Below are 14,900 nucleotides of genomic sequence, written 5' to 3' on the forward strand. Positions count from 1 at the left end.
CGAACAGAGCAGTTAAGCCCGCCAGCGCCGATGGTACTACGCAAGTGGGAGAGTAGGTCGCCGCCTTCTTTGAAACCCTCATCATGAAAATGATGGGGGTTTTTTGTTTTAAGACCCCTCCGTTCTGGCGCTCTCGCGCCAGAACACCTCCCCTTGAAAAGGGGAGGGTATTTCAAGGGCTTAGTTGGCAGTAGGCAGAAACTCTACGAAATGATTATTTGAATTCCTTGATACGCTCCCCTTTCCAAGGGGAGCTGGCCGAAGGCCTGAGGGGTTATGCTATGGCAGTAACTAAATTTTACTTAAGGGGAGCTGGCCAGCGCAAGCTGGACTGAGGGGTTGAGCCTAAGGGAGTACATACATTTCATGTTAAGGAGTAGGGTAAGTGAAGGCTTTAATGAATGTGCGATGTTGCTTTCTACTGGAGTTATTGCTATAACAAGCATAACCCCTCCGTTCTGTCGCTCTCGCGACAGAACACCTCCCCTTAAAAAGGGGAGGGTATTTCCTGTTTTAATTAGCATTCTGCATACCTCCTTGGAAATGATCCTAAGAAATCCCCGATACGCTCCCCTTACCAAGGGGAGCTGGCCAGCGTCAGCTGGACTGAGGGGTTTATTGTGAAATTTTAGTAGAATGCTTATTCTTCACCACCTGACCACCTGACCACCTGACCACCTGACCATCTGACCATTGATTTTATCCAACAATACCTAAGTCGCACTTCGACAAGCTCAGTGTGACATAGGATTTCGTTTCACTACCTCACTACCTCACTACCTCACTACCTCACTACCTGCCTACCTACCTGCCTACCTGCCTACCTGCCTACCTGACCACCTCACCAAAAAAACACTATCTTTAAAAAGACCAACCTGTAAGAAGTGAAACCTAAAATCCTGTTATTACCCGATAAATTCAAAGATGCGCTTTTAGCGACCGAAGTTATTGCAGCCCTGGAAGAAGGTATCTTACAGGTTTATCCTGAAGCAGAGATACACTCAGCCATACTCTCCGATGGGGGAGACGGCTTTCTGCAGGCTGTGTCAGGTACCCTGCCTCATGCTGAAAAAAGAGAGACCCTGGTTCAGGATCCCCTGGGGCGTTCCATAAATGCCGGTTATCTTTACGATTCTTCAACCGACACGGCTTATATAGAAATGGCCATGGCGTCAGGAATACAGCTTTTACAACCGAATGAAAGAGATGGCGCAAGAACCACCACTTATGGTACCGGCGAATTGATACTGCATGCAGAACGTTCGGGTGCCCGTAAGATCTATGTGGGGCTGGGAGGAAGTGCTACGAATGACGGGGGTATCGGACTGGCCGAGGCCATCGGTTATACTTTTATAGGGCAGGATGAGAAGCCGTTAAGAGCCGGAGGCAGAAACCTGAAAGAGCTTACCCGTATAATTCCACCAAAAAATAAGTTACAGGCAAAGGTTTATGCGGTACATGACGTTATGAATCCGCTGTTCGGACCTGATGGAGCGACCCGTGTTTACGGACCCCAAAAGGGATTGAAAAAGACGGATCTTGATCAGATCGATAACGGCATGAAACATTTGCATCAACAGGTCAAAAGCACCCTGGGTTATGATGAAGCCACCACACCCGGAAGTGGTGCTGCCGGAGGAACCGCATACGGTCTGAAGGTATTTGCCGATGCCTCGTTTCTTTCAGGCACGGCATTTATTCTGAATATAACCGGGATCAAAAGCTTACTTGAGACCCATGATTTTGATTTGATCATTACAGGAGAAGGTAGAATCGATTCTCAAACGATCTATGGGAAAATGATCTCCGGGGTATCACAGATCGGGAAGAAACATGCTATTCCCGTGGTTGTATTCTGCGGGGTATCCGATATATCGCAAAAAGACAGCGAAACATTAGGGCTCAAAGCGGTAATACCGGTTTCTGATCCGGATATGCCCCTGGCTCATAACCTTAACAACGCTTACAGATTGCTGCGGGAGAATGCACTCGAATACTTTAAAGCGAATCCTCTTTGAACATAATGCCATTATTTAATTTCTGACCTTGTTCCTTATAAATCGATTAAATCCTGTTATATGACCTCTCTGCTACTGATTTTTATAATTATCGTACTGATCATAGTTGCCACTGTAAAATTCAAAGTACATCCTGTTTTCTCGCTGATCATTGCCGCTCTCATCAGTGGACTTGCCACCGGCTTAGGTGGAAATGAAGTTATGGAACTGGTTACACGCGGTTTTGGAAATACTTTGTCAGGAATCGGACTGGTCATAGCTTTCGGAACCATTATTGGAATTTTTCTGGAAAAAAGCGGGGGAACAACGGTTCTTGCACAAAGGGTACTGCGGCTATTTTCCGCCGATAAATCTCCGGCTGCCATGAACCTTATCGGCTTTATCATTTCGATTCCTGTTTTCTGTGATTCGGGATTCATCATTCTGTCTTCCCTGAATAAAGCACTGAGCCGAAAAACAGGTATAGCTCTGGTCGCATTCGCTGTTTGTCTTTCCACCGGACTCTATGCAACCCATGTGTTTGTTCCTCCGACCCCGGGTCCGCTGGCTGCTGCATCCATCCTGGGAGCTGACCTGGGAAGGGTGATACTGTTGGGTATTTGTGTAGCTATTCCTGTAACGATAGCAGGAATGTTATGGGGTATGTTCCTGGGCCGCCGTCATGATAAGTTACCCGGAAAATCTTTGGAAGAACAGGAAAATTCCTTTCTCGGAACAGCAAATGCCGAGGGTAATATTTATTTGATACTGAGTCCGGTGCTGTTACCAATATTTTTGATAGCTCTGAGGTCTGTGGCTACTTACCCTTCTTTTCCATTAGGACAGGGCTGGTTCTATGAAATAATAACAGTGTTGGGAGAACCGGTACTGGCTTTGTTAACCGGTGTGGGAGCGGCCGTTGTGGTGACCTGGAAGGAAGCCTCGGGCAAGCGTGGTGAATGGACCGTAAAGGCCCTGAAAGAAGCCGGACTGATTATTCTGATAACTGGCGCCGGCGGGGCATTCGGGGAAGTCTTGCGTTCTGTGGGCATTGAGAAACTTTTTGATGTAGAGAGTATGAGCCCGACAGCGCTGCTCCTTTCAGCATTCGCGATCTCGGCCATTCTCAAAAGTGCTCAGGGATCTTCTACGGTGGCTATTATCACTGCAGCAGCCATCATGGCTCCGATCATTAACGTTACGGTTCAGCAGGAGCTGATGAGTGTATTGACAGTACTCAGCATAGGTGCCGGTGCCCTTACCGTATCACATATCAATGACAGTTATTTCTGGGTGGTATCACAGTTTTCAGACCTTAGCGTAAAAGAGGCACTGCGCTCTCATACCGTGGGAACCCTGATTCAGGGAGTAAGTGGAATACTAGTGATCGTATTCCTGTCATTTATTCTGCTTTAGTCCTTTCCGAAAAAAGAACGAATGATCAATTTAAGACTGTAAAAGCCCATTACGATGGCAGCAACCGCCAGTATTAATCCTATGATGAGCACGGGCCAGAAAAAGGGATGGCCCTGGTTTTTGAATGCCTGGTAGATTACGGCTGGTGCTGTAAACATGAGCACTACAGTGTAAGCGAAGAATTTTAAACTTTTAAAGAACAGATCTTTGTCGGTACCCATAATATTCATTGAAATGCTGAGTCACAAAAGTATCCAGAATTTCTCATCCCGTAAAACCCAGGCGTTTTATTTCTCCTGAACGATCAGTGAATCGCTAAATGTTTCTGAGACGATAAAATATCCAAACGCAAAATCTTCGGTGGTGTCCTGCTCACTCTGAATATTTCCTCTGAGGGCAGATACCGGGGTTGCGAAAGGGGTAAATCCATCACCTCCGCTTTGTTCGATCACCTGGTTCATATAGTTATAAAAAGCCTGGTCGATACCTAAAAGGTTCACCCTAATTACCTCACCGGGCTGCAGTTCCTCATAGAAATAGGAAAATTCAAATTGCTGCCCCTGGTAGAAATCATCCCGGGAGGTGAGATATTCTCCAAAGTCGAAATCGAAAAGGTAGAAATCATCTGTGGTACCATCATCGGTGAACCGCACCTTGACTTCAATATCTGTCTCTTCGAACAGGATATCATTACCCTGTTCAAGATTATCGATAGGTACAGAAGGGAAAAATGATGACGTAGCTGTATACGTTCTTCCTTTGTGTTCAGCCTGTAAAAGAAAATTTCCGTTTGTAATGAAATCTTTTGGCACGACCGCTTCATAAGCCGATGAACTTTCACCGCTTCGCTCGAGGCTGATTGCAGTACCCGAGTTCAGATTGGTGATGCTGATCGTGTTCAGCCGGGCGGGTTGCAATTCTTCAAAAAAAGATGCTGTCTCCAGGGCATTGACCCGGATCAGATTGTCCGGCTGAGATGTGTCAACCCGTATCAGGGCATCGATAACCAGCCTGCTTTCTGTTTTAGGTAAATCCACATCAACCACTTCTTCACAGGATTGAAAAAGCAGCCATACACCTAACAGGGAAAAGAAGATTTTTTTCATGATCCTTAAAATTTAAAATTATAGGTGACCGAGGGTACGATTCCGAAAATGGAAGTTTTTACGGCTTCATTGACCCCTGTATCCTGGTTCCTCCTGAAATTGATGGAGGCAGCATTCATACGGTTATAGGCATTATAAATACTGAATACCCACTCTGATTTCCATTTTTTGTTGCGGCTTTCAGCAGGCTTCAGAACCGCAGCTATATCAAGTCTGTGGTAGGAAGGCAGCCGCTGACTGTTTCTTGCACCGAAATAAGGAACGGTGACTCCCTGAAATTCGAACTGTCCTTCGGGATAATTGGTGGGTTGTCCCGTCTGAAAGATGAAGTTAGCGTTGAAACTCCATCGCTTGTTCAGTTCATAATTACCGTAGACCGCAATATCATGAGTTTTATCAAATGGGGTTAAATACCATTCTCCGTTATTTATTCCCGTCTCTTGGCGGAGGGTACCTGACTCGTCGGTAAAACTTCTTCCGGGTGTCCGTTGTTCCGAACGGGAAAGGGTGTAGGATAGCCAGCCGTTCAACCGACCGCTTTCCTTTCTCAAAAGAACCTCCAGGCCGTATGCCCGGGCTCTTCCGTTAAGAATAACCCTTTCAACTGCTTCATTCGCGATCAGATCGGCACCGTCGACATAATCGATGCGATTGCTGATATTTTTATAAAACACCTCTGTCTCCAGGCTGAAGTCATCAAAAATTCTTTTGAAATACCCCATCGCATATTGCGTTCCCAGCTGCGGTTTGATATAAGGCCCGCTTGGCGTCCATACATCAAGCGGAGTGGGGGAGTTGGTGTTTGATAACAAGTGCAGATACTGTGCCACCCGGGTTACGCTGGCCTTCACTGAGGTGTTGTCATCGAGTATATAAGAAAGTGAAAATCGTGGCTCGATATTCATAAACGACTTGAGGGACTCGCTTCTGGAGAGATTCAAGGTATCAACGGGCTCTGCTTCCCTGTAGATCTGCAGGTCTGCATCATAGATCAGCGGATTATCATTCTCATAAACGAAGAACTCTTCCTGTCCCAGTCGTGTAAAATGAGAGATCCTTATCCCGTACTGAAGGCTTAGCTTGTCGTTTATATCGTGCTCTGCTCCGATATAGGCGGCAAATTCGTTAGCATATTTTCTCGCGATCTGATCTTCGATGATACCTGAATCAGGGCGGTTCGGTTCGATCTTTCCAGGGTTAAAGGCATAATAGATATTGTTTACCCCATAGTTCAGCTGAAACCTGTCTGAAATGTAGTGTTTCAGGTCATACTTTATATTGGCATTTCGAATGCCTGAATCCCATTGAAATCCTACAAAATCCAGGATCAGGCCGTAATAATAATCTGAGTAGATCAGGGAGAGGTTGGAAAACAGCTTATTGGAGAAAAGATGATTCCATCGAAGATTGAAAACAGAATTACCATAGGTATTTACAAACCTTTCGTCTAAGCTGAATTTGTCCCTTCCGAAATACCCGGAAATAAACAGGCTGTTATTATTGTCTATCCTGTAGTTGAGCTTTGTATTAAGGTCGTAGAAATAGGCCGCATTATCGATATCCAGCAGCGGTAGAAAAAGATGGGCATATGAAGCCCTTCCTCCCAATAAAAAGGCACCCTTCTCTTTGACGATGGGCCCTTCAGCCAGTAATCTGCTCGCCACGGCACCTATCCCTCCGTTCATTTGAAACCTGTTGCTGTTCCCCTCTTTTTGGTAGATCTCCAGTACCGAAGATAGTCGACCTCCGTACCTGGCGGGGATACTTCCTTTATATAACCTGATGTCTTTAATAGCATCAGGATTAAACACTGAAAAGAAGCCGAACAAGTGTGACGAATTAAAGATGATGGCTTCGTCAAGCAATATAAGATTCTGATCTGCAGCCCCTCCTCTTACATTGAAGCCGGAGGCCGCCTCCCCACCACTTGATACTCCGGGAAGCAGCAGCAGTGATTTGATCACATCTGATTCTCCCAACACGACCGGGACTTCCTTGATCGTCTGAGATGACAGGGCGTTTACACTCATCTGCGGTGCCCTGAGATTGATTTTTTCAACATTTTCTGTCAGTACCACCTCTTCAAGCTCTTCGGTCATTTCTTCCAGCTTGAAATCGACCCTTCTGTCCTGATCGAGCACGACTTCACGTGTCTGTTGTCCCAGACCGATAGCGCTCACGGTTACCTCATAAGTTCCTTCGGGTAAGGTAAGGGAATAAAAACCATATTGATTGGTGGCTGTACCTCTGTTGAGAGAGGTAACTATGATCGAAACCCCGATCAGAGTCTCGTTGGTGTTGGCTTCGGTAACTGTACCGCTCAAAGTGTACCGTTCCTGAGCCCTGACCGTAGAAACAAAAAAAAGAATCACCATGATACCCATCACGGATCTGCAGAAATCCATAGCAAATTTTTCAGTAAAAGTAGGGGAATAGATACTTGTTTAAAACATTTTATGAAAATTTAAACAAAAAACCCTGTCTATTTCAGACAGGGTTTTACCAGAATTTATTCCGTACAGCGGCTTACAAAGCCTTAAGAATATTGTTGAAAATACCACTGGGTCTCATGGCCTTTTGAGTGAGCTCTTCATCAGGGAAGTAGTAACCTCCGATAGAGACCTCATGGCCCTGGGCATTGATAAGTTCTTCAAGAATAAGGGCTGATTTATCGTTTAATTCCCTTGCGATAGGGGTGAACTGTGCTTTCAGCTCTGTATCATCTTCTTGTTCGGCGAGAGCTTCTGCCCAGTAGAGAGCCATGTAGAAATGGCTACCCCGGGTATCAAGCTCATTAACCTTTCTGGAAGGAGAACGATCGTTTTCAAGGAATTTTTCGGTAGCTGTGTCAAGGGTCTTTCCGAGAACAACTGCTTTTTTGTTGTCGGTACTTTTCCCGAGGTGGTCCAGCGATACAGCGAGGGCCAGAAATTCACCCAGGGAATCCCATCTCAGGTGGCCTTCTTCCAGAAACTGCTGTACGTGTTTCGGAGCAGAACCTCCGGCGCCGGTTTCAAATAAACCTCCTCCGTTCATTAGGGGAACGATCGACAGCATTTTTGCACTGGTACCTACTTCCAGTATTGGGAACAGGTCGGTAAGGTAATCGCGAAGCACATTTCCTGTGACGGAGATCGTATCCTCTCCGGCGCGCATTCTCTTCAGGGTGAAAAGTGTCGCTTCTTCCGGTGACATGATATAAATCTCCAATCCTTCTGTATCGTGGTCTTCGAGATATTCGTTAACTTTTTTGATCAGTTCGGCGTCATGGGCACGATCTTCATCCAGCCAGAAAACAGCCGGGGTTTTGGTTTCGCTGGCGCGGTTTACAGCCAGTTTCACCCAATCCTGCACAGGCTCATCTTTCACCTGGCACATTCTCCAGATATCACCAGCTTCAACCTCATGCTCCAACAGTACGGTACCTTTACTGTCTGTGACACGAACGGTACCTGCCTCTTTCATCTCGAAGGTCTTGTCATGAGAGCCGTATTCTTCGGCCTTTTTCGCCATAAGACCTACATTAGGTACGGTTCCCATGGTTTTAGGATCGAAAGCTCCGTGTTTTTTACAGAAATCAATAGTGGTCTGATAAACGGCAGAATAACTGCTGTCAGGTATTACTGCTTTGGTATCCTGTGCCTCTCCTTTGGCATTCCACATTTTTCCGGAATTTCTGATCATGGCAGGCATGGAGGCATCTATGATCACATCGCTGGGAACATGAAGATTCGTGATGTCTTTATCTGAATTTACCATGGCCAGATCAGCCTGCTTATCTCTGATCGCCTGAATGCTGTCTTTGATCTCTTCACGTTTGTTCTGATCGAGCTCATCCAGTTTTTCCATCAGGTCACCAAGTCCGTTATTCGGATTGATACCCAGTTTGTCAAAGGTTTCGCCATAGGTATCAAAAAGCTCACTGAAATACGCTCTCACCGTGTGCCCGAAGATAATCGGGTCTGACACCTTCATCATGGTGGCTTTCAGGTGAACTGAGAATAAGACTCCTTTATCATGGGCATCTTTTACCTGCTTTTCCAAAAATTCGACCAGTGCCTTTTTACTCATGACAGTAGCGTCGATAATCTCTCCGTCTAATACAGGCAGATCTTTCTTAAGGAGGCTCTCTTCACCTTTTTCGTTGATGAATTTTATTTGTAAAAGATCACCTTTATACATGGTCATCGATTTCTCGTTGTGACGAAAATCCCCTTGTTCCATGGTGGCGACATGAGACTTGGAGTCTGAGCTCCATTCTCCCATGCTATGCGGATGCTTTTTTGCGTAATTTTTTACGGCCTGAGGTGCTCTCCTGTCTGAATTACCTTCTCGCAGAACCGGGTTTACAGCACTTCCTTTTACAGAATCGTATGTAGCCTTAATCTTTTTCTCTTCATCATCTTTAGGATCATGCGGGTAATCGGGCAGTTTATAACCTTGATTTTGCAGTTCCTGAATGGCATCTTCAAGTTGTGGTATGGAAGCACTGATATTGGGAAGTTTAATGATGTTGGCTTCTGGTTGTTTAGCCAGTTCTCCAAGGTATGCCAGGTCATTTTCGACTCGTTGTGATTCTGTAAGGTATTCAGGGAATACCGCCAGGATGCGTGCGGCCAGTGAAATATCTCGTGTTTCCATCTCGATATTCGAGGAGGCAGTGAATGCCCGAACTACCGGTAACCATGAATAGGTTGCCAATGCAGGTGCTTCATCTGTTTTCGTATAACGAATTTTTGAATATTGTGCCATATGGTAAAAGAACTGTTTTTTGAATTAAACTGCGCAAATATACAATTTTAAGAGGGTTTTCGATAATTTTCATCATCCTCCCCTTAAGAGGCTGGAAGCCAAATAAAAAAAGCCATATCATCACAAAATGAAATGATATGGCTTTCAGGAAAGGGGCCATACAACAAAAACCGTATGAATCCTTTCACTAATTTGAAACATCATCAAAATTCTGTGAAGAATTGTTATTTGATGCTTCGGAGAATTGCGTTGTCAATTTCCTACTTTGAATCCGTTCTTCCGATCAGATTCGATTCGGCACTGGACAATAGCAGAACTATTGACTCAAACTTTCTGTGGAATCCTTCACTACTTAACGTAGCAGAAATTCTTCGAGACTTAACTAACAAGCAATATACTTTTTTAAGAACGTTTACAATAGCTAATATAGTAACTATAAGCCTGAAAACCAAATATTTAGAGACTTAGTTATTCACCGGTTATCAAATTCAGGTATCCACAATTGTTCATAAAAAAAGCCCCGATAACGGGGCTTACAAATATTTCTTATGCTATGGTTAAGAACGCACTTCTTTGATACGTGCTTTCTTACCGGTAAGTCCTCTGAAGTAGAAAATTCTCGCTCTACGAACCTTACCTCTTTTGTTGATCTCAACTTTTTGAAGAGCGGGCATGTTGACAGGGAAAATTCTTTCCACACCTACAGTACCTGACATCTTGCGAATAGTAAAGGTTTCTGAAGCACCGGTACCTCTTCTTTGAATAACAACTCCTCTGAAGAACTGGGTACGGGTTTTTTCACCTTCTTTGATCTCATAATAAACGGTAATAGTGTCACCGGCTGAGAATTCAGGAAAGTCTTTTCTGGTTACAAACTCATCCTGAACAAATTTTACTAAAGCTTCCATTTTGTGATAACTGTTTACGTTCGTTCAAAACAACATACACGGACCTCGCCAGAGGTTGATCTGAAATCGGATGCAAAAATAATTATTAAAGAGGAATAATCAAGCAAATACAGCTTAATTTTTGATTTAGTCGTCAGAGAGCAGGTCAGGGCGTAATTCCTGAGTGCGTTCCAGCGCCTTCTGCTCCCTCCATTTTTCGATTTTCGGGAAGTTGCCGCTCAGCAGAATCTCCGGAACCTTGTGGCCCTTATATTCAGCCGGACGGGTGTATACCGGGGGAGCCAGAAGATTGTCCTGAAAGGTGTCGGTCAGGGCAGAGGTTTCATCATTGAGTACGCCGGGGATCAGCCGTATTACCGCATCACACAATACAGCGGCCCCGAGCTCTCCACCTGAAAGCACATAATCACCGATAGAGATCTCGCGGGTGATGAACAGATCCCGTACCCTTTGATCCACTCCCTTGTAATGTCCGCACAGGATGATCAGGTTCTCCTTCAGCGACAGTTCATTGGCGATCCCCTGATTCAGCCGTTCTCCGTCGGGTGTCATATAGATCACCTCATCATACTTCCGTTCGCTTTGCAGGGCAGTAATGCATTTATCAATGGGTTCGATCATCATAACCATTCCTGCCCCGCCCCCGAACTGGTAATCGTCTACGGTGCGATACTTGTTGGTGGTGTAATCTCGCAGGTTGTGAAAATGAACCTCAACCAGCCCCTTATTTATAGCTCTTTGCATAATGGAACCTTCAAAAGGACTTTTTATAAGGTCAGGCAATACGGTAATGATATCGATTCGCATCTTTCTTGGATTTTCGACGGACAAATTTACTTATAGTTCAGGGAATCTCAGCTCCCCTTAAAATAAAAAACTCCCTATATTATAAAGGGAGTCTTTCGGGTATCGTTTTTATGGCCTTACCTATTTGCTTTTAGCCATTTTCTGTTTGTTGATCTCATCCTGAAGTGCTCTTCTGGCTTTCTGTTCCCGTTCAAGAGCCTTTCTCCTGTGTTCCTCGTATTCAGATTCAAGTTCTGCCAGGTTCTGACGTGCCTCCCGTGTAATGGTATTGGCATTTTTAAACTTATAGATGAATAACAATAATACAAGAGTCAGCAGGGCAATCAGACCCCACATGATCGCTTTATAGGTGGGTTTATTGATCAGGGCTCCAAAAAACGAAATACTGTCTTTTTCGTTGGTTACCTGTGCCAGCTGATCGTTACTGCTGGCCAGATCCCTTTTCAACCCGTCAATCTCAGCATCCTGCTTGGCTGTTATAGCCGCCTCGGAAGCTAATTCCTTTTCAAGCCTGGCTACCGTATCGAGCACGTTTCGGCGCAACAGGTTTAAACTCTCGGTTTTAATAACCTTATAATTCTTGTACCGGTTCGATTTGTTGATAACGAATTCAAATTGATCGTCTATGTCTCCGGTCTGAAGCGTATTTTCATCGTCGGCTTCAGATTGAGCAAAAAGGCTTCCGGATGCCAATAACAACATCGTAAGTACAGTAAAAAGGTTCTTGATCGTCATCTTCATGTCCTAAAAATTTACTTGGGGTGCAAAGTTAAGTTTTTAGTTGGTAACGGCCACATTTATAAGTTATTGTTTTTCGACGGTAAAAATATGCCATTAATAGTAAGTAAAGCGTCTTACCTTCGAAATGTACTTGGCCAGACGTACTACCTGATGACTGTAACCGAACTCATTATCGTACCAGATATATAATACGGTGTTCTTTCCGTCTTCTGATACTATGGTGGCCTTGCTGTCGAATATGGCAGGAGCCGATGTGCCGACTATGTCAGACGAAACCAGCTCGTTATTCATCGAATACTTGATCTGTTCCACCAGGTCACCTTCCAGGGCTGCCTTGCGAAGCAGGCTGTTGATCGTATCCTTGTCAGCGCCCTTTTCGAGTTCCAGGTTCAGTACAACCAGTGAACCGTTTGGAACCGGAACCCTGATGGCGTTTGAAGTTAATTTACCCTCCAGGTCAGGCAGGGCCTTGGCAACAGCTTTTCCTGCTCCGGTCTCGGTGATCACCATATTCAGGGCAGCAGCTCTTCCACGACGATATTTTTTGTGCATGTTATCAACGAGGTTCTGATCGTTGGTATAGGCGTGTATGGTTTCCAGGTGGCCTTTTACGATTCCTATTCCATCATTAACCACTTTCAGAATAGGGGTGATGGCATTGGTGGTGCAGGAGGCCGCCGAAAATATATCGATCTTGTCAGGATTATAGGCTTTGTGATTTACCCCGTGTACAATGTTCGGAACGCCTTTACCCGGAGCAGTAAGCAATACCTTTGCCGCTCCTTTGGCTTTCAGGTGTCTTCCGAGTGCTTCATGATCACGAAAGGCACCGGTGTTGTCTATGATGAGCGCATTATCGATACCGTAAATAGTATAATCGATATCTTCAGGACGATCGGCGCTGATCATTTTAACCGTACTGCCGTTGATGATCAGGGACTGTGAGGAAGCATCGATGTCGACTGTTCCCGGAAAGTCGCCGTGAACCGAATCGTTTTCCAGCAGGGAGGCTCTTTTGAGCAGTACCTCTTCGTTGATCTCTCCACGGGTTACGATAGCTCTCAATCGCAATTGAGAGCCGCTTCCGGTTTTAAGCATCAATTCCCGGGCCAGCAACCTGCCGATTCTCCCGAAACCATAAAGTACCACATCTTTGGGTTCGATGTCTTTTGCATTCTTTGCGTCTCTGAGTTTGTGCATCACAAAGGCATTGGCATCTTCGTACCGGTTGTCGTCCATGTGAAATTCATAGGTCAGCTTACCGATATCGATCTTTGCCGGTGGCAGTTTCATGTCCTGAATAGCCTGGGCGATCTGAACCGAATCATAAATGGAGATCGGTTTACTCACGAAATCACCTGCGTATTTATGTAAATTCATAACCTCACTGATGCTCTTGTCGATCAGCTGATTCCTGAAAAGTACCAATTCGATGGAGCGGTCATACCAGAGATCACTTACGATTTTGATGAATTCGACGGTGGCCTTGCGGCGGTCTGACTGCAAAGCGAGTTCTCGATCATAGGAAGTAATAGAAGCCATTGCGTATGATATTGTTTAGAAATTTCGGGCAAAAGTATATATTTCAAACGTTTTCGTAAAATAAAATACAGGAAATAAAAAGGCCGCCTTTTGGCGACCCTTGATTCGATTATTCGATAAGTTGCAGCTGCTAATCCCGAAAGATCAGTCGTTCGCGTTCCCCGCTCTCATCCATGGTTACAATACTTACCACCCCATAACGCCGGGCTTCTTCCATAGCTTCTTTTACGTCATCAACGTCTTTAATAGCAGTATCATTGATCTGTATAAGCAGCTTGCCTGTAAAGGCCTGGTTTCTCAGATTCCAGCCTGCATCGACTATCTTTACACCATCCTGGCCTCCGAATCGCTTACGGTCGTTACGACTTTGTTCCTTAACAGAAAGATCGATGGCCTCTATTTTATAAGTGGTATCCTTTAAAAGTGTCACCGGCACTTCTAAGGTTTCATCGTCCCGCAGTATGGTAACCACCACTTCATCGTCAGGTCGTTTACTGCGCAGGTAGCCGGCAAGGTCAGAGAATTTTCTGATCTTCACCTGGTCGATCTCCTTGATAATATCACCTGATTGCAGTCCGGCACGGTCTGCCCCTGAGTCTTCGACCACGTCGGCAATATAGATACCCTGTGATTCAGTTACTCCAAGATTCTCCGGATTTACCACGCCGAGGTCAGATCCGTTGATCCCGAGTATTCCGGTCTGAACATTTCCGTATTCCATCAGATCTTCCACCACTTTCTTGGCAATGTTGCTGGGAACCGCGAAAGAATATCCCACGTAAGAGCCTGTAGAGGAGGTGATGGCCGTGTTGATCCCGATCAGCTCTCCGTTGATGTTAACCAGGGCTCCGCCACTGTTCCCGGGGTTTACCGCCGCATCGGTCTGTATGAAAGACTGAAATTTTGTGTCGTATTCATTCAGATCCCTCGCCTTGGCACTGATGATCCCTGCCGTTACGGTTGAAGTGAGGTTGAACGGATTTCCTACCGCCAGTACCCATTCTCCTATCTGGGTGTAGTTGGAATCTCCGAATACCAGGAAAGGAAGTTCTTCTTCCGCTTCCACCTTTAACAGGGCGATGTCGGTTTCAGCATCAGCTCCTATCAATTCGGCCTTATAGGTTTTGTTGTTATTAAGTGTGATCTGTAATTCGCTCGAGTTGGCGATTACATGATTATTGGTTACGATATAACCATCGGGAGATATAATCACCCCCGATCCTGTTCCCACCTGAGCTCTGCCACTTCCGCCATATCCGTAGATAAAGTCGCGAATACTGGAAGGACCTCTGTTTATGGTCAGGTTTTTAACGTGAACTACAGCGTTCACTGTTTCTTTTGCAGCCTCTGTAAAATTGATGTTATCAGGTGCCTTCAGGCTGTTGGGGTCGTATGATGCCGTTACAAATTTCGCTTCAGGTTCTTCTCTTTCGAGTATCACATCTTGCTTTCCGAAGAAGAAGATATAAGCGCCAAGAGTAAGCGCACCACTAAATAAAGACACCAAAAACAAACTTGAAATTCTTTTCATAGATTCTTCTTTATTTTTAGCAGTTCTACTTTAAAATTACTTTAATATTGGGGTCCGGGACCGTTTTTAACCGGACTTTAACAATGGCAAAACACTGAAC

The 14,900-nt window shown here is 45.1% G+C and carries 10 protein-coding genes and 1 pseudogene; 2 read left to right on the plus strand and 9 right to left on the minus strand.

Annotated features, from left to right (window positions below):
* Positions 1–884: 884 nt before the first annotated feature.
* Positions 885–2,018, plus strand: coding sequence for a glycerate kinase (locus tag K7R10_RS00005; protein WP_224482566.1), 1,134 nt, complete (start codon positions 885–887; stop codon positions 2,016–2,018).
* A 60-nt stretch (positions 2,019–2,078) separates the two neighbouring features.
* A complete protein-coding gene (locus K7R10_RS00010; protein WP_224482567.1) occupies positions 2,079–3,413 on the plus strand; it encodes a GntP family permease in 1,335 nt (444 codons plus the stop codon).
* On the opposite strand, the gene K7R10_RS00015 is transcribed toward K7R10_RS00010, so the two are convergent.
* From K7R10_RS00015 to K7R10_RS00055, 9 genes and pseudogenes are all read right to left on the minus strand, one after another.
* Complete coding sequence (locus tag K7R10_RS00015) at positions 3,410–3,643, minus strand: DUF6095 family protein (protein ID WP_370631288.1); 234 nt, start codon at positions 3,641–3,643, stop codon at positions 3,410–3,412. The genes K7R10_RS00010 and K7R10_RS00015 overlap by 4 nt on opposite strands.
* A 57-nt stretch (positions 3,644–3,700) precedes the next feature.
* Complete coding sequence (locus tag K7R10_RS00020) at positions 3,701–4,519, minus strand: DUF4249 family protein (RefSeq protein ID WP_224482569.1); 819 nt, start codon at positions 4,517–4,519, stop codon at positions 3,701–3,703.
* 5 nt (positions 4,520–4,524) lie between these two features.
* The gene (locus K7R10_RS00025; protein ID WP_224482571.1) at positions 4,525–6,924 is read right to left on the minus strand and encodes a TonB-dependent receptor; all 2,400 of its coding nucleotides are present in this window, start codon (positions 6,922–6,924) and stop codon (positions 4,525–4,527) included.
* Between the two features lie 121 nt (positions 6,925–7,045).
* Positions 7,046–9,271 (minus strand): NADP-dependent isocitrate dehydrogenase, encoded by a 2,226-nt coding sequence (locus K7R10_RS00030; RefSeq protein ID WP_224482573.1) that lies wholly within the window; start codon positions 9,269–9,271, stop codon positions 7,046–7,048.
* Positions 9,272–9,828: 557 nt separating this feature from the next.
* Positions 9,829–10,179 carry a 50S ribosomal protein L19 gene (rplS, locus tag K7R10_RS00035; protein ID WP_224482575.1) on the minus strand — a complete coding sequence of 117 codons (351 nt, stop codon included), beginning with the start codon at positions 10,177–10,179 and terminating at the stop codon, positions 9,829–9,831.
* Positions 10,180–10,305: 126 nt separating this feature from the next.
* Positions 10,306–10,986: a tRNA (guanosine(37)-N1)-methyltransferase TrmD gene (trmD, locus tag K7R10_RS00040; RefSeq protein WP_224482577.1), complete on the minus strand. Its 681-nt coding sequence runs from the start codon at positions 10,984–10,986 to the stop codon at positions 10,306–10,308.
* Between the two features lie 120 nt (positions 10,987–11,106).
* Complete coding sequence (locus tag K7R10_RS00045; RefSeq protein ID WP_224482579.1) at positions 11,107–11,727, minus strand: tRNA (guanine-N1)-methyltransferase; 621 nt, start codon at positions 11,725–11,727, stop codon at positions 11,107–11,109.
* A gap of 93 nt (positions 11,728–11,820) precedes the next feature.
* Complete coding sequence (locus tag K7R10_RS00050) at positions 11,821–13,269, minus strand: glyceraldehyde-3-phosphate dehydrogenase (protein WP_224482581.1); 1,449 nt, start codon at positions 13,267–13,269, stop codon at positions 11,821–11,823.
* A 433-nt stretch (positions 13,270–13,702) separates the two neighbouring features.
* Positions 13,703–14,800: pseudogene (locus K7R10_RS00055) on the minus strand (S1C family serine protease); the annotation flags it as partial.
* Positions 14,801–14,900: the final 100 nt, after the last annotated feature.

Source organism: Robertkochia aurantiaca (genome assembly GCF_020166495.1).
GTDB lineage: Bacteria > Bacteroidota > Bacteroidia > Flavobacteriales > Flavobacteriaceae > Robertkochia > Robertkochia aurantiaca.